We start from the raw sequence: 16,067 nt of genomic DNA on the forward strand, positions 1-16,067 counted from the left end.
TGCATGCGCGTGTTGTCCGGCGTCCTGCGCTGGCCTATGACGCTCCCATGACCATTCGCCCCATCGTCCGCTATCCCGATCCGCGCCTGGCGCTGCCCACCGAGCCGGTGACCATGTTCGACGACGCGCTGCGCGAACTGGCGCAGGATCTGCTCGAGACCCTGCGCGCCGCGCCCGGCATCGGCATCACCGCGCCGCATATTGGCGTGGCGCTGCGGGTCGTGGTGCTGGAGCTCGACGCGCGCGAGGGCCCGCGGACCTATGTCAATCCGGAGATCATCTGGACCTCGCCCGAGATGATCCTGCACAAGGAGGGCAGCGTCTCGATGCCCGGCGTCACCGACGAGGTCGAGCGCCACGCGCGGGTCCGCATCCGTTATCAGGATCTCGACGGCAACATGCAGACCGAGGAGTCGGATGGGCTGCGCGCGGTCTGCCATCAGCACGAGGTCGATCAGCTCGACGGCGTGTTCTGGATCAGGCGCTTGTCCCGCCTGAAGCGGGAGCGCCTGATCAAGCGGTTCGAGAAGATGTCGCGCGCGTGAGCCGACTTCACCCTCCCGCCATCAAATCTTTCGCCAGCGCCATGTACGCGGGCAGCGTCACCGGGTCGTTGGCGGCGTTGCCGGCGGCGTGATGCGAGGCGTAGCGTGCGATCACCATCTCGGCTTTCGGATCGATATAGATGCCCTGGCCATGCACGCCGCGCGCCATGTAGGCGCCGTGCGCATTGTGCGTCACCCACCACTGATTGCGGTAGGAGGCGCCGGGCAAGGTGGTATAGCCGGCCGGCTTGAATTTTTCGGGGTCGCCGCCGCGCGCGATGTCCTCGACGACCCGTCGACGGCACGATCTGGCGGCCGTTGAAGCGGCCGTGATTGCGGATCGTCTCGCCGAAGCGCGCGAGATCGCGCAGCGTCGTCGACAATCCGCCGCCGCCGCTTTCGGTGCCGATGCGGTCGACGTGATAATGCGCATCCTCTTCCGCGCCCATCGGCGCCCAGATCCGCTCCGAGAGCAGGTCCGACAGGCTCATGCCGCTGGCGCGCCGGCAAATGAAGGCCAGCACGTCGGTGTTGACGGTCTTGTAGGCGAAGGCCTTGCCGTGCTCGCCCTGCTTGGTCTGCGCGCAGAGGAAATCGAAGATGTTGGTGGCGCCCTCATAACCTGCCGGGATCGGCGCCATGCCGTTGGCACGCCGCAGCCCCCATACGTCGGAATTGTTGTCGGTATAGACCTCGGTGTACTTGAGGCCCGTGGTCATATCCATTACCTCGTGCACGCGCGCGTCGCCGAACGCGCTTGGCTTCAGCTCCGGTACGTAGTCGGTGACCGGCGCCTGCGGATCGATCTTGCCTTCGGCGACCAGCATGCCTGCGAGCACGCCGGTGAACGACTTCGTCACCGACATCGCGATATGCGGCTTGTGCGGCTTCAACGCGCCGAAATAGCGCTCGTAGATCAATTTGCCCCGGTGCAGCACGGCGATGCCGTCGGCATAGCTCTCCTCGAGCATGCGCGCGAACGTCTGCGGGCGGCCGTCCATCGTCACCGACGCGGAGGCGCCGATGTCGTGATCTGCACGCGGCAGCACCGACGCCGGCCCCGCCCCGCGCCAGACACTCACGGTCGGCACCAGCTGGCGGATGTTGCTCCAGGCCCAGCGCAATTCGGGGAAGCTGCGGAACGAGCCGTCCTGGAATGTGATCGTCTTGTCCTGCGGCGGCGGAAAGCCCTGCATCCAGCCGAGCGTCTCGGGATCGGACTCGGCGGCGGTGGGATTCTGTTGCTGATTGGCGGCGGCTGCGACGGACATCAAGGCTGGCTCCAGAGCTGCGATGCGGAATCCGTATCACGCGACGGCATGAGACACATCCCGCGTTTGAGCCGGGGTGACCGGCGCCGCGAGCGCGGGCCGCGGCGCGAATAGTTGCGCGACCGCGCCACCCGCTTGATCCGACACATGACTGTCGCGTCCGGGCCAAATCATGCCCCCAAGCGGATTACGCGGCGGCCGCCCGCTCGATCGCGGCGATGTCGATCTTCTTCATCGTCATCATCGCCTCCATCGCGCGCCGTCCGGCGGCGCGATCGGATCCGTTGACGAGCTCGAGCAGCCGCCGCGGCGCGATCTGCCAGGTAAATCCCCAGCGATCCCGGCACCAGCCGCACGGCAATTCCTTGCCGCCGTTCGAAGTGACCGCATTCCAGTAACGATCGGTCTCCTCCTGGCTGTCGGTGAGCACCATGAAGCTGACCGCTTCGTTCGGCGTGTAGTTGGAGCCGCCATTCAGCCCGACGAAGCGGCGGCCGAGCACGGTGAACTCCACCGTCAGTTCATCACCCTGCCCGATGCCGGGTATCGGCGAGACATGCCCCGCATCGACATGGCTGTCGGGAAAAGTCGCAGCATAGAATTCCGCCGCTGCGCGCGCCTGGCCCTGATCGAACCAAAGGCATGTGACGAGATCGGTCATTTGCAGTCTCCTGGTTTGTGCGAAGGACGCTTGGCCAAGACGCCAGCCGACAGGCCGACGAAAATAATTTGCGGGAACTACGTTTGTGACGACACGCCTCCGCACACACCACCGTCGTCCTGGCGAAAGCCAGAACCCACAACCACCGAATTTGATGATGAACGGGATCATGGCCCCAACGTCGCGCGACAATTCTCATTCGGGGTAATGGGTCCGGGCTTTCGCTGGGACGACGGCGATGGATGGCTCTCGATTCAAAACGTCAAACAGCTTGTTCGGCGCCATCGCCCGGCTCGACCGGGCGATCCGGAGACGCCAGTGCTTGAACCGAGAAGCCTCGGCGTACTGGATTGCCCGGTCCCGTCTACGCCAAGGCTTCGACGAGGCCGCAGGATTGACAGGTTTTGGTGAGTTGCCCGTCGGGGTGATTTGTCGCAGGCGGGGAAACCAGATTTGATTTGCGTCGAGGCAACTCAGGCACGCGAACGGCGTCGAAAGATTCCAGGATCGGCTGTCGTGACACGCGCCGCCCGCTCGTCCTCGGGACACCAGGCAAGGACACGGAGAGAAACGATGACCCCCACCATCACCGCCTTCGAACGGTCGCCCGATGGCGGCAAGGGACTGGCGCGCGATACGCGCGTTCGCTGGGCGCTGGAAGAAGTGGGCCAGCCTTACGCAGTTCGCCTTGTCTCGTTCCAGGCGATGAAGCAGCCCGCACATCTGGCGCTGCATCCCTTCGGCCAGATTCCGACCTATGAGGAAGGTGATCTCGCGCTGTTCGAGACCGGATCGATCGTGCTCCATATCGCCGAGCGTCATGCGGGCCTGCTGCCCGGCGATGCCAATGCCCGCGCCCGCGCAATCAGCTGGATGTTTGCCGCGGTCAACACGATCGAACCGCCGATCCTCGAGCTTGTGACCGCCAGGATCCTGGAGAGCGACAAGCCATGGACCAGGGAGCGCCTGCCCCTGGTCATGGATCGCATCCGCGACCGGCTGAAGCAGCTCGCCGCCCGCCTCGGCGCTGCCGACTGGCTCGATGGCGCGTTCAGCGCGGGCGACCTGATGATGGTCTCGGTGCTGCTCAGGCTGAGAATGTCCGGCATCCTCGACGAATATCCGAACCTCGCCGCCTACGTCGCCCGCGGCGAAGCCCGGCCGGCTTACAAGCGGGCTTTCGCCGCACAGCTCGCGGCGAACACAAGGGAGCTACCAACCGCTTGATCAGGGGGCGTCTCGCGTGGATACCGTTGCAGTCGACGCATGATGTCGTTCCGCCGCATATCCCGCATGCGGAGCGACATGCGGGATACCAACGATGTGCTCATCGGAAACGCCAGGATGTCGTTCCATCCGGGCTATGCTTGCCAGTCGAGCAGTTGTTCGCAGACTACGATTTCAATCAAGATGCCTCGATCGGCTCGGACATCGTTATCCGGTTCTTGACACTGGGACGCTCCTGCATCCTTGCATACCATGCCGAAAGAGCCTCGCACTCCACCGGCACCGGCACGTTTACGAGTCCCGCGAAGATCAAACCGCCTATGAGGGTGATATCGGCCATTGTGAACGCCTCGCCGGCGACGAACGGCTGTCTTTGCAGAATGCCGTCAAAATAGTGCATCCCCCTGAGGGCCTTGTCGCGCTGGCGGAATCCCCATTCGGGATTCTGATACATCTCGACATGAGGCCCAAGACCCGGCGTGGCGTGGTGGAAATAGACACTGATGGCGTCGAGCAGTTCCAGTTCGGCGCGCTTGCTCATCATGTGGATCACGCCCTTTTCGCGCGGCGTCCTGCCGGTCAGCGTCGGCGCGCCATCAAGCGCGTCAAGGTACTCGGTAATGGCCGTGCACTCGCCAATGAAGGTCCCGTCATCGAGTTCGAGCACCGGCAGGGTGCCCGAGTAGTTCTTGGCGAGGAATTCGGGCTTCTTGTGCTCGCCCTTGTAGAGATCGACCAAGACGAACTGCATGTGCGACCGCAGGTTCTTCTCGGCCAGGGCGATGCGAACGCGGGCCGGATATGGGCCGGTTGGCCAATCGTAAATCTTCATCATGACTCCCTTGTCTACCTGTCACTTGGTAGGTAGCATATGAAGCCTTCAAATCCGGCCGGTCAAGGTCTATCTATCACTTGGTAGATAACGAAGCAGTGAGGCGATGAAGTGAGTTCAAGCTCTCGGGAAACCATCCTGGCGGCAGCAAAGCGGACCGCGCAGGCGCGCGGCTATGGCGGCTTGAATTTCCGCGATCTCGCGGACGAGGTCGGGATCAAGGCCGCCAGCATCTATCACCATTTCCCGAGCAAGGCCGATCTCGGCGTAGCCGTCGCGCGGCGATACTGGGAGGACACCGCCGCCCAACTCGAGGCGATGCTGGCAGAGGCGACGGATCCTGTCCGCTGCCTGCGTCGATATCCCGATGTGTTTCGCAAAGCGCTCGAGAGCAACAATCGCATGTGCCTGTGCAGCTTCATGTCCGCGGAAGTCGACGATCTTCCGGACGCGGTGAGGAAGGAGGTCCAGACCTTTGCCGACGTCAACGTGGCGTGGCTGAGCAAGCTGTTGGTGGCCGCGGGCCTGGTCAATTCAAGGAAGAGCGAACAGCGGGCCCGCGCCATCTTCGCCGCAATTGCCGGAGCGCAGCTCGTCGCCAGAAGCCGCTCCGATATTTCGCTCTACGACTCGATGATCGACAACTATCGCGCCGCTGGTCTTCTGCCGGCATAGATGGTCCGAACATCAGACCGCAGTGGGGCGGAGACGCCCTACTCCCACTCGAAGACTACCGTCTGCACGGGGGATTGACCGCGATGGCGCCTGCGGCGACCTGCCGCGCGTCAGTCGCGCGATATAGATAGCCCGGCGAGAAGCGGCCCGTACGCGGCGAGCCTGCGGGATACGAACTCCGTGAAAAGCCGCACGCGCTTCGTCTTGCGTGTCTCGCCCTGTGTGAGAAGCCAGAGCGTTCCGTACATGTGCAGGTCGGTGCCCGGCACCCTCACCAGCAGGGGGTCGGCATCGCCGACGAAGCACGGCAGTGTCGTGATCCCGAGCCCTTGCCGTACAGCAACGATCTGCGCCTCGGCGTCCGTGGTCCTGAATGGAACCCCCGTCGTGCGAACCTCGCCCTCGCTGGCCCAATCCGGAATGCCATGAATGCTGATGACGATCCACCGGATCGGATCAGGCGCGCCGGCGCGCCACGCGGCCAGTCGATCGCGGGACATGTAGACGCCGCCGAACAGCTCCGGTCCCTTCAGGCCGTGAAGATTGAGCGGCAGGGTTTTGCGGTCGTAGACGACGCGGATCGCGACGTCGGCCTCTCGGTTGGTCAGATTTACCAGCTCTCCGGACGACAAGATTTCCATCTCGATGTCCGGATGTAGATGCGCGAAATCGGCGAAGTCCGGCATCAACAGATGTGCCGCAAGCGGCGGTGCCAGCGTCACCCGCAGAAGCCCGCGCACGCTCTGGTCGCGCCCGAAGACGCGCGTCTCCAGCAGGTGCGAAGACGCTTCCATCTGCTCTGCGAACTCGAGGACCTCCTCGCCCGCAGCCGTCAGGCGGTAGCCCGAAGGCAGCTTTTCGAACATGTGCACCCCGAGCCGTTCCTCGAGCTGGGCGATGTGTCGCAGCACGGTCGAGTGGTTCACACCGAGGCGCTCGGCGGCAGCTCGCACCGAGCCTCCGCCCGCGACGGCCAGAAAGTAACGAACGTCATCCCAGTCGATCATGGTGCAATCCGGCACCGCGGGGTGTGCCTTCTAAAGCCCGTGTCCAATACATCAAACGGCGTCCCGTATGTGGGTAGCACGGGCAGTTATCATAGCCCATGCCGACAGACGCAGCCCAATTCCGAACAGCGGACACCGATCGTCGCGGCTGGCGTACTCGTCCAGCCGGATCGATTTCGCACCACCGATGTGCGCGCTTCCGCACTCAACGCCTGACGCCGGCGGACCCATCTCGAGGTTCTCGGGGAGCCTCCCCGAGCGACCAAAGACGGAATTTGAAGGAGAAGTCATGGGAAAGCTTGAGGGTAAGGTTGCAGTCATCACGGGTGGGTCGAGCGGCATGGCGCTGGCGAGCGCCCGGCGGTTCGTTGAAGAAGGCGCCTATGTTTTCATCACGGGCCGGAGGCAGGAGGCGCTCGACGAGGCCGTCAAGCTGATTGGCCGGAACGTGACCGGCGTGCGCGGCGACGCAGCCAATCTCGACGACCTCGACCGCCTGTTCGACACGGTCAAGCGGGAAAAGGGAAAGATCGACGTCCTGTACGCGAGCGCCGGCATCGGCGAAGCCGTCCCACTGGGCGAGATTACCGAGCAGCATTTCGATGCGACCTTCAACCTGAATGCGCGCGGCACGCTGTTTACGGTCCAGAAGGCGTTGCCGCTGTTCAACGATGGCGGATCGATCTTCATGACCGGGTCAGTTGCTTCGATCAAAGGCTTTCCTGGTTACAGCGTGTATGCGGCGAGCAAGGCGACGTTGCACGCATTCGCACGCGGTTGGCTCAACGAACTGAAAGGCAGGAATATCCGGGTGAACGTGCTGCACCCGGGGCCGATCGCCACGCCGATGCAGGACCAGGTTCTCACCGAGGAAGCGAAGCGGATGTTCGAATCCCTGATTCCACGGGGAAAGATGGGTCGTCCTGAGGAAATCGCGTCGGCCGCACTGTTCCTTGCTTCAGACGATTCCAGCTTCGTGAATGGCGTGGAGTTGTCTGTCGACGGCGGCTTCTCGGCCATTTGAATGGCCGGGGCATCAACATCAACACGGATCGGAGAAGTATGATGAGCTATGCGATTGTAGGATTCGGTGCGATAGGCCAGGCCCTCGCCCGCGCCTTCGCCCGCAAGAGCATCGAGGTAGCCGTCGCGAGCCGCCGGCCGCCCGAGGCGTTGGCGCCGCAGGCTCGGGCGATTGGACCCACGGTTGTCGCCAAGTCGCTGCGGGATGCACTCGAGGCTGACACAATCATCCTGGCGGTTCCGTTCGGGAGCATCGCGAGGTTGCGAAGGCCCTGCCGAGCTGGAAAGGCAAGACGGTGATCGATGCGATGAACGCGTTTCCAGTCCCTGAAGAGCTGGACGGTCTCCCGTCCTCCGCCTTCGTCGCGAAGGCGTTCACCGGCGCCAAGCTCGTCAAAGGGTTCAATCACCTGATTGCGGCCAAGCTGGCTGCCGATCCGATCGTCGAGGGCGGCCACCGGGTGATCTTTCTGTCTGGTGACGACGAGGACGCGACCGCTCTCGTGGCGGCCTTGGCCAAACAACTAGGGTTCGCACCCGTGAAACTCGGAAAGCTCAACGAGGGTGGCGCGCTGATCCACGCACGCGGCCGCATTTGGGGCCCGCTCATCTTCCAGGATTTGTTCAACAAGGAGCAGTAATCGATCCACGATCGCGTGATTGGCCCGAAAAGCGAGTAGCCCGCATGAGCACAGCGACATGCGGGACACTACGTGACACGATGACAGGAAGTGCCCGGCGCTGCGCTTGATTGCGGGCCACGCCTGCTCACGCAGCGTTGAGCCGGCGTGAGCGAGGATTGCATTTAAGTCCGCCGTTGCCGCGCACATCTATCTGACGAGGCCAGCCCCCTTGGCCCGGTGAAGAACGGAGAAACTCAATGACGAACGTCAAACTTCTGTCGGCTGCTTTGATCGCGGTTGCCATGATCGCGTCGCCGGCGATGGCGCGTGAAACCCACGCCGTGTCCCGCCACGTCGCGGAGGCCAACGCCGCCGCGCCGTCCGAGCCCGCCTACGTTGACGGGCGCGCGTGCGTTCCAGCACCGCGCGTCGGTTCGTTTGCCACCGCGCCCTGGACCGGCGACAATGTCCCCTGCGAGCCGGGTCCGTATTGATCGCGTCGCGGGCATCAAGACGCACAACGAAACAGCAGATTGCTCTATGGCGGGTTAGCAATCGCGTACCGTCAATGATCACGGCCGGCGCGAAGTGCTTGAAATGGACATTGGTCCCTCCGAAGCCGAGACGTTCTGGACGGCGTTCCTGCGCAAGCTTGCGCGACGCGGCCTGCGCGGCGTCAAGCTGGTCATCTCTGATGCCCACGAGGGCATCAAGGCGACCGTCAGCAATGTGCTCAACGCCAGTTGGCAGCCATCCGTACCCCCATCGTTCTGCGGACGGAGCGTCGCAACGATGCCAGGGCTTCCATGGCTCCCGGGGTCTTACGCACACAGCCTGTGCCTCGGCTGCAGTTTAGCTCCCTCAGGAATCGCCCCGCTTGGAGGAAGTTTCGCCCTCGCGCATGCGGCCAAGCTCCAAGGGCGCATTGGCGCTGTCGAGGAACTCAACTGTGGTGAACCACAAGTCGGTATCGCCGACGTTTTCGAGATCGTGGATCTTGTATTCGCCTTTGCCATAGACAAAGTGACGCGTCTCGCCGGCCGAGTAGACGGCTTCGACGATCGTCCCGTCCTCCGCACGTGACTGCGCCCGGCCCGGCGTTACCGCGGTCCAGAAGTAGTCCAGCACGTGACGATGGAATCCGATGCGTTCACCCGGCGCAAGCCGGATTTCCCAGACGCGCACGCGCTCGGTTTCGGACAGGAGTCGCGTCCCGACCCGCCCGTTGAGCTGGTTGGTATCGAACTCCTTGCGAATGGCGTCAGGCCAGGCCACCCTTCCCGTTTCGATCGCGCCGGTGCTCATTGTTGTGCCTCCTTGGGATAAGTGATCCACGTTGCGTTACTCGACGCCGAGCCCGGTCTGGGCACGGACGTGCTGCGCGCCGAACGATGCGCGGACAGAAGCCGCCGCCGCACTGCGGTCCAGCACCGACACCGCCCATGATACGGCGAAGGCGAGAGGAACCGAGACCAGGGCCGGATTGTCGTAAGGGAATGGTGCAGGCCCGAGCTTCAACGCCGCGGTCCATACGCCCGGGCTGAGGGCGACCAGTCCCACCGATGCCAGCAGGCCGGCGAGCGACCCGCTCACGGCGCCGCGCGTCGTCAGGTCGGGCCAGACGATCGAGAGAAGGATCACGGGGAAGTTCGCACTCGCCGCGATCGCAAAGACCAGTCCGACCATGAATGCGATGTTCTGGTTCTCGAACAAGACACCCAGACCCATCGCAACCAGGCTGATCGCAACCGCGGCAACCTTCGAGACAAACACTTCCTCGTGCTCGCTCGCACGGCCCCGGCGGATCACGCGGGCATAGAGGTCGTGGCTCGCCGCCGAGGCTCCCGCGAGCGTCAACCCTGATACGACAGCGACGATCGTCGCGAACGCCACCGCCGAGATAAACCCGAGCAGCAGCGATCCGCCGACGGCATCGGCCAGGTGCAGAGCCACCATGTTGACGCCGCCAACGAGCCCGCCCGACGCATCCCGAAACTGCGGGTTGGCCGAAACGATCGCGATGGCGCCGAAGCCGAGCACGAACAACAGGCTGTAGAAGATGGAGATGAACCCGGTCGCAACCAGCACCGACGTACGCGCCTGGCGGGCATCGCTCACGGTGAAGAAGCGCATCAGGATGTGCGGCAATCCGGCCGTGCCGAAAATCAGGGCGAGCCCGAGGGAGATCGCCGATACCGGATCCTTGACGAGTCCGCCCGGCGCCATGATGGCGTCGGCCTTCGGATGCAATGTCACGGCTTCGCGGAACAGCGCCTCCAGACTGAAGCCGAAGTGCCCGAGGATCAGAATCGACATCAGGACCGAGCCGGACATCAGCAGGATGGCCTTGATGATCTGCACCCAGGTCGTCGCGAGCATGCCTCCGACCGTCACATAGATCATCATCAGCACGCCGACGATGCCGACCGCGTAGATGTAGGGAAGCCCGAACAACAGCTGGATCAGCTTGCCGGCCCCCACCAATTGGGCGATCAGATAGAAGACCACAATCACGAGCGTGTTGACGCCGGCGACGGCCCTCACCGGGACCTCGGACAACCGATATGCCGCCACGTCGGCAAACGTGTAGCGGCCGAGATTGCGCAACGGCTCAGCAATCAGGAACAGGATCATCGGAAAGCCGACGAGGAAGCCGATCGCATAGATCATGCCGTCGTAGCCCGAGGCATAGACGAGCGCTGTGACGCCCAGGAATGTCGCAGCCGACGTGTAATCGCCGGCGATCGCTAGCCCGTTGTGGACACCCTTGAGACCGCCGCCGGCGGCATAGAAGTCCTTGGCCGTGCTCGTACCACGCCGCGCAGCCCACCATGTGATGCCAAGACTGATCGCGACGAAGCCGAGGAACATGGCGATCGCCGTCGCGTTCAACGGTTGCCGCGTGCCTGTCGCCGATGTCAGCGCGTCGGCCGCTGCGGGCCCGGAAAGCAGGACGACTGCAGTTACAAACAAGGCTGCGCAAGCCGGGCGTGATGTCATCGGAGATCCTCCAGAAGCAGCTGACTGAGGCTGTCGAAACGGGAATTGGCGCGCCGCACGTAGACCGCCGTTAACAGGAAGCCGAGCGCGATCAGGCCGACGCCGACCAACACGCCCCAGGTGATCACGGTGCCGCTCCACAACGGATACCCGAGCAGCCGGGGCCAGAATGCGATAGTCAGGATGTAGGTGAAGTAGGCAGCGGCCATGACGATCGACATCGCAACGCCAAGGCGTGCGCGCTCGCTCGCAAGCTGTCTGAATGTCGGATGCTGCTGGATGGTTTGCAGGTCCATGGGTGATTGTCCTCCCTCCGTTGAATTCGCCTAGGCGGCAATGCCGGTTGCCACCGCAGTCTCCGCCATCACCGCCTCGGGGCTGCGATGCCGCTCTGCCATCGCCCGTTCTTCGGCCGTGGCGATTTGCGCCTGCATGTACGCGCCAAGATGGCGGGCGCGCCGCACGACTGCGGCCCCAAACGGAAGCCGGCTCGATTCGAATTTCGCGAGCGCTGCCGGCAGATCGGCCGGAAGGGCGCGCAACGCATCGACCAGAGCCGCCGCATCCGCCGCGGCTTTCGTCACGCCCATGCCGACATGGGGCCTCGCCACGAACGCAGCATCGCCAAGGATGACGGTGCGGGATCCGAGCGCCATGCGCGGTGTCTCGAGATCCAGGATGGCCTGGATGAAGGGCTGAGACGTGCGGTGAACGACCTCGGCGAATTGCGGCGCCAGCAGCCGCTCCGCGTCCCGGCGCATCGCGGCAATCACATCGGATCGAATCCTGGTCGGCGGAATCGACAATGGCTGCCTGACACCGTCGATATCCGTCAGCAGATCCGCCAGTCCCTGGTCGGCGTCGGCCGGGCGATACCAGACGAAATTGAAGCGGCGCTCGCCGACATCCATCTCTTCGTTGGCCCCGGCAACGGGATAGCCGAGCATCTGCTCCCCGGGAGGCAGGCTGAAGGCGAACCAGTCGCACAATTCCGCCCGCGTCCGGGCCGACAGGTCCCGCTCGTTGACGAGGCCCCGCCATGCGACGTAACCGGCGTATTTGGGCTCGACGTTGGCCGCGAGCTGCGTCCTGACGCTCGAGAATATCCCGTCGGCGCCGACCAGCAGGTCTCCCGACGCTTCGGTGCCGTCGGAAAAGCGCGCCACCACCCGGTCGCCGAGCTCCGCAACATCCTCGAGGCTCTTGCCGTGATGGTAGTGTTGCGGCGGCAACGCCGCCTTCAACAGCCCGTAGAGGTGTCCCCAGGACGTCAGCACTTGCCGCAACCCGAGCTCGCCTGCGATACGGCCACTCCGGTCCAGCACGCGCCGCCCCGGAACGACGACCCCGACCGCCGCGGCCGCGGTATCGATGCCGGCCCGGCCCAAGACGTCGAACAATTCCGAATGTGTGACGATGCCCGCGCCTCGGCCCGCGAGCTCCGCACCGATGCGCTCATAGACGTCGACGTTCCAGCCTTCCCGCCGCAACAGCAACGCGGCGAACAGGCCGGCCATCGATCCGCCGATCACAAGTGCCTTCGGCGGCGCTGCACGCTTCCAGCGGTCGTCGCTCATGAGCATCCTCCTTTCGCTGATCGGTTCGCGCGAACTGACGCTTATTTATCAATTGATCAATTATTGGCACAGCGTTGATCCAAGTCAATAGTTATTTATCAAACGATAAACAAAAGGTGATGCGCCGCTTGCGGTCGGCCCTGGCGGCAAATCGGTGTATGAAGGCACGAAAGTGCCCTCTAACCGACGAATCAGACGTGAAGCAGGCCAGAAGAGCGCGTCTTCCGACGCCGATCCGAGAACAGCAGAGGCTGGACCCGTCCGAGCGGGAAGCCATCATCGCGCGAGAAGCCGTGTCGTTTTTCGCCGAGCACGGGTTCGAGGGACAGACCCGCGAACTCGCAAAGCGGCTGCGCATCACCCAGCCCCTGCTCTATCGCTATTTTCCAAGCAAGGAAGCCCTGATCGAGCGGGTCTACCAGGAAGTTTTCGTCGGACGCTGGAAACCGTCCTGGGAGAAGATCATCACCGATCGCTCGGTTCCCCTGAAGGCCAGGCTGATCCAGTTCTATCGCGAATACGCCGAGGTCATCCTCACCTACGAATGGATCCGCCTGTTCATGTTCGCGGGCCTCAGGGACCTCGGACTGAACGCCCGTTATCTCAAGATGCTGCGCGAACGTGCGTTCGAAAGGGTGATCGAGGAGATCAGGTTCGAATATGGACGTCCCTCGACCGATGAGCTGCCGACCACCGATCTCGAAGTCGAGATGGTATGGGGCCTGCACGCCGCGATCTTCTATCTCGGGGTTCGCAAGTTCATCTACTCGATGCCCCTGGAAACCGACGTCAATTCGATCATCGATGCAAAGGTGACGACGTTCCTGGGCGGCGTTCGCTTCGTCCTCCCGGCGAAGGCGATCGCCTAGATCCCGCTCGCTCCAGTCACGCGCCAATCGCCTTCCTGATGCGGGCGGGATTGAACGGGAGGTCATGCATCCGAACGCCGGTTGCATCTCTGATCGCGTTCGCAATCGCGGCTCCCGTCGGCCCTTGCGCGGCCTCGGCGACACCATAGAAGCCATCGCCAGGCCGATCTATCAGGTGAACGTCAACCGCGCCCGGAGCGCTGTCGAACCGCATGATGGGATAGGCGGACCAATCGACCGACGTGACACGGGTGCGATCGAACGTGACCTGCTCGATCAACGTCCAGCTGATCGATTGCAGGATGCCGCCCTCGATCTGGTTGCGGACACCGTCCGGGTTCACGACCTGCCCCGTATCCACCGCAGCCACGACGCGACGGACGCGAACGGCGCCGCTGAGGCGTACGACTTCGATCTCGACGGCCACCGCGCACCAGGCTTCGAGGTTCTTGTAGCGTGCAAAGCCAAAGCCGAATCCGGTGCTGTCCGAGCGCTTGACCCGCGCTGCCCAGCCGAATCGGGATGCCGCAGTTTCGATGACGTCGCGCGCGCGGGGATCGACCGTATGGCGAAGCCGAAACGCGACGGAATCCTGCCCCGAGTGCGCAGCCAGCTCGTCAAACATACTCTCGATCGAAAGCACGTTGAGGTACCCGCCCAGCGAGCGCATGGAGGAGCCACGCAAGGGCATGTCGGGCAGGAAGTGACTGATCACCTTGCAGTTCGGGATTGCATAGAGCGGAATTGCATTGCGATCGCCGCCGCCCTCGGGCTGCGCCAGTGCAACCGGCGGCGCGGGGGGAGAAGCGTCGGACTTCAGTCGGGCGGCCGTCAGCGTTCCCGGAGGTCCGGGCCGCATCATGTGCGACTGACTCCAGACCTCGTAGTGCCAATCCGCGATCGCACCGTCCGGTCCGACCGCGGCGCGGAGCTTGACCACCATGCCAGGGCCAAATGGATCCCAGGCGTGCTCCTGTTCCCGCATTAGCTGGACCCTGATCGGCCGGCCGGGCATCGCGACGGCGAGCATCGCTGCATCGGCCGCGGCGTCGTCGGCGCCATTGTGACCGTAGCAACCGGCCCCTTCCGCATGAATGCAGCGAACGTTTTCGGTAGGCATGCGCAGCATGCCGGCAATCGCATCGCGAAGGAAGAAAACGCCCTGCGTGTGCGTCCAAACCGTGAGCATCCCGTCCTGGAATTGCGCTATCGCACAGGACGGCCCGATCGATCCATGGGTGAGATAAGGCCGGCTGAAGGTCGCTTCAACCGCAATTCCCGGCTGGCCCGGACGTCCCTCATCGTGAATCGTCGTGTCGCGCGAAGGCAGATTGATCAGGGCACCCGGCAGGTCCGCGCTATCAGGCAGAGCTTGCTGTTCGATCCAGGTCGTGGTCGCAGCGAGCGTTCGCATTCCCTGAACGGCGGTCCACTCCCGGTCTGCGATCACGCCGAGGAAATTGCCGTCGCGCACGACCTTGGCGATCCCGTTCATCCGCTCGACAGGCGCGACATCGAGATCGCGCAGGATCGCCCCGTAACTCGGGGGACGGACCACACGACCGTGCAGCATCCCATCGGGGCGCAGATCCTGAACATAGGCGCTACCGCCGCTCACCTTGGCCGGAATATCGATCCGCGAAACCGGCTGGTTCATCACCGTGAAGTCTGCCGGCGAGGTGAGATGCGACGCTGTGCTCGCTTCCACAGATAACAGTTGATCGCGAACCAGTTCGCCATAGGTCAGGCGAGCGCCGTGCGGGCCGAACACGGCGCCGTTGCGGACCTGGAGCGAGGCCGCCGGCACGCCAAACCTGCGGGCAGCCTCGTCACGGAGGATCTCGCGCGCCTGAGCCGCGGCGTGCCGGATTGCGGTGCCGGAGTCCTGCATCGAATGGCTTGCGGCCGTATAGCCTTCATTCGGCGTCCGTGCGGTATCTGCCGTGACGAGCGATAGCCGGTCGAACGGCACCTTGAGCTCCTCGGCTGCGACCTGGAGCAGCGCCGTCTTGAGACCCTGGCCGAGCTCTGCCTTTCCTGTGAGGATCATAACCGCGCCCGACGCATCGACGCGAATCCAGGCGTCGATGTTTGGCGTGTCGTCGAGACTTCCGGGAAGACCGTACTTCGAGGGGCCTCCACCGGTCCCGGTTTCGGTCTGCGCGTGGGCTCCGGAGAATCGTAAGGCGACAATGAGCGCGCCGGCACCCGCCAATACGCTCCGTCGAGAGACAGCATGCGTCATCGCCCCGCCCTCACCTCGGCAGACTTCTTCTTCAGCTCGTCGGCGGCGCGGCGGACCGCACGCAAGATCCGCATGTGAGTTCCGCATCGGCACAGATGCGGCTGAAGTTCGGCCCTGATCGATTCGTCGGTCACGTTCGGATCACGATTGAGCAGCGCCTGGGCGCGCATCATCATGCCGGGAATGCAATAGCCACACTGCGCCGCCTGCTCGGCAATGAAAGCCTGCTGCAACGGGCCTGGCTCCGCCTGGCTCCCAAGCCCTTCCAGCGTGGTGACGGAGCGCCCCTCCAGCACCATCACCGGCGTGATGCATGAGAAGATGGCCTTGCCATCGACGATCACGGTGCACGCGCCGCACTGGCCGAGGCCGCAACCGTACTTTGCGGCGTTCAGCCCGAGTTCGTCCCGGAGAACATAGAGCAGCGGCGTGTCCGGACTCGCCTTGATGGATCGTCGGCTCTCGCCGTTAACGGTCAGCGTTGTCATGGCGCGTCAGCGGCCCTTCTGCTC

Annotated in this window: 15 protein-coding genes and 3 pseudogenes; 8 read left to right on the top strand and 10 right to left on the bottom strand. The window is 63.8% G+C overall.

Translation table 11 applies throughout. The annotated features are described in order from the left end of the window. Window positions 1–47: 47 nt before the first annotated feature. On the top strand, window positions 48–545 hold the full coding sequence (locus ACVW1C_RS03375; protein WP_456757168.1) for a peptide deformylase: 498 nt from the start codon (window positions 48–50) through the stop codon (window positions 543–545). A 7-nt stretch (window positions 546–552) separates the two neighbouring features. Here ACVW1C_RS03375 and ACVW1C_RS03380 read toward each other — a convergent pair. Both ACVW1C_RS03380 and ACVW1C_RS03385 read right to left on the bottom strand, forming a co-directional pair. Next, a pseudogene (locus tag ACVW1C_RS03380) lies at window positions 553–1,816 on the bottom strand (serine hydrolase domain-containing protein). A 187-nt stretch (window positions 1,817–2,003) separates the two neighbouring features. Continuing rightward, entirely contained in the window at window positions 2,004–2,477 is a 474-nt protein-coding gene (locus tag ACVW1C_RS03385; RefSeq protein WP_456757169.1) for a VOC family protein, read from the bottom strand. 573 nt (window positions 2,478–3,050) lie between these two features. Here ACVW1C_RS03385 and ACVW1C_RS03390 point away from each other — a divergent pair. Continuing rightward, on the top strand, window positions 3,051–3,704 hold the full coding sequence (locus ACVW1C_RS03390; RefSeq protein ID WP_456757170.1) for a glutathione S-transferase family protein: 654 nt from the start codon (window positions 3,051–3,053) through the stop codon (window positions 3,702–3,704). 178 nt (window positions 3,705–3,882) lie between these two features. On the opposite strand, the gene ACVW1C_RS03395 is transcribed toward ACVW1C_RS03390, so the two are convergent. Continuing rightward, the gene (locus ACVW1C_RS03395) at window positions 3,883–4,536 is read right to left on the bottom strand and encodes a glutathione S-transferase (RefSeq protein ID WP_456757171.1); all 654 of its coding nucleotides are present in this window, start codon (window positions 4,534–4,536) and stop codon (window positions 3,883–3,885) included. 111 nt (window positions 4,537–4,647) lie between these two features. Between ACVW1C_RS03395 and ACVW1C_RS03400 the strand changes: the two genes are divergently transcribed. Then, on the top strand, window positions 4,648–5,211 hold the full coding sequence (locus ACVW1C_RS03400; protein WP_456757172.1) for a TetR/AcrR family transcriptional regulator: 564 nt from the start codon (window positions 4,648–4,650) through the stop codon (window positions 5,209–5,211). A gap of 110 nt (window positions 5,212–5,321) precedes the next feature. Here the strand turns inward: ACVW1C_RS03400 and ACVW1C_RS03405 are convergent, their stop codons facing one another. Continuing rightward, window positions 5,322–6,218: a LysR family transcriptional regulator gene (locus ACVW1C_RS03405; RefSeq protein WP_456757173.1), complete on the bottom strand. Its 897-nt coding sequence runs from the start codon at window positions 6,216–6,218 to the stop codon at window positions 5,322–5,324. A gap of 289 nt (window positions 6,219–6,507) precedes the next feature. Here ACVW1C_RS03405 and ACVW1C_RS03410 point away from each other — a divergent pair, with 289 nt between their 5' ends. From ACVW1C_RS03410 to ACVW1C_RS03425, 4 genes and pseudogenes are all read left to right on the top strand, one after another. Further along, entirely contained in the window at window positions 6,508–7,242 is a 735-nt protein-coding gene (locus ACVW1C_RS03410; RefSeq protein ID WP_456757174.1) for an SDR family NAD(P)-dependent oxidoreductase, read from the top strand. 41 nt (window positions 7,243–7,283) lie between these two features. Further along, window positions 7,284–7,882: pseudogene (locus ACVW1C_RS03415) on the top strand (NADPH-dependent F420 reductase). A gap of 239 nt (window positions 7,883–8,121) precedes the next feature. Next, a complete protein-coding gene (locus ACVW1C_RS03420) occupies window positions 8,122–8,358 on the top strand; it encodes a hypothetical protein (protein WP_456757175.1) in 237 nt (78 codons plus the stop codon). Between the two features lie 70 nt (window positions 8,359–8,428). Further along, window positions 8,429–8,614: pseudogene (locus ACVW1C_RS03425) on the top strand (transposase); the annotation flags it as partial. Between the two features lie 111 nt (window positions 8,615–8,725). Here ACVW1C_RS03425 and ACVW1C_RS03430 read toward each other — a convergent pair. From ACVW1C_RS03430 to ACVW1C_RS03445, 4 genes are read right to left on the bottom strand one after another with little or no spacing between them, the layout of a single operon-like run. Next, window positions 8,726–9,169 (bottom strand): hypothetical protein, encoded by a 444-nt coding sequence (locus ACVW1C_RS03430; protein ID WP_456757176.1) that lies wholly within the window; start codon window positions 9,167–9,169, stop codon window positions 8,726–8,728. Window positions 9,170–9,205: 36 nt separating this feature from the next. Next, on the bottom strand, window positions 9,206–10,864 hold the full coding sequence (gene actP / locus ACVW1C_RS03435) for a cation/acetate symporter ActP (RefSeq protein ID WP_456757177.1): 1,659 nt from the start codon (window positions 10,862–10,864) through the stop codon (window positions 9,206–9,208). Further along, entirely contained in the window at window positions 10,861–11,160 is a 300-nt protein-coding gene (locus tag ACVW1C_RS03440) for a DUF485 domain-containing protein (RefSeq protein WP_456757178.1), read from the bottom strand. The genes actP and ACVW1C_RS03440 overlap by 4 nt, the downstream gene beginning before the upstream one ends. 30 nt (window positions 11,161–11,190) lie before the next feature. Next, complete coding sequence (locus ACVW1C_RS03445) at window positions 11,191–12,441, bottom strand: FAD binding domain-containing protein (protein ID WP_456757179.1); 1,251 nt, start codon at window positions 12,439–12,441, stop codon at window positions 11,191–11,193. Between the two features lie 197 nt (window positions 12,442–12,638). On the opposite strand from ACVW1C_RS03445, the gene ACVW1C_RS03450 reads away from it, so the two are divergent. Further along, window positions 12,639–13,310: a TetR/AcrR family transcriptional regulator gene (locus ACVW1C_RS03450; RefSeq protein WP_456757180.1), complete on the top strand. Its 672-nt coding sequence runs from the start codon at window positions 12,639–12,641 to the stop codon at window positions 13,308–13,310. Between the two features lie 16 nt (window positions 13,311–13,326). Here the strand turns inward: ACVW1C_RS03450 and ACVW1C_RS03455 are convergent, their stop codons facing one another. After that, the gene (locus tag ACVW1C_RS03455) at window positions 13,327–15,555 is read right to left on the bottom strand and encodes a molybdopterin cofactor-binding domain-containing protein (protein WP_456757181.1); all 2,229 of its coding nucleotides are present in this window, start codon (window positions 15,553–15,555) and stop codon (window positions 13,327–13,329) included. Continuing rightward, window positions 15,552–16,043: a (2Fe-2S)-binding protein gene (locus ACVW1C_RS03460; RefSeq protein WP_456757182.1), complete on the bottom strand. Its 492-nt coding sequence runs from the start codon at window positions 16,041–16,043 to the stop codon at window positions 15,552–15,554. Before ACVW1C_RS03460 ends, ACVW1C_RS03455 begins: the two co-directional genes overlap by 4 nt. Between the last annotated feature and the right edge of the window lie 24 nt (window positions 16,044–16,067).

The organism is Bradyrhizobium sp. USDA 4011 (assembly GCF_054063415.1).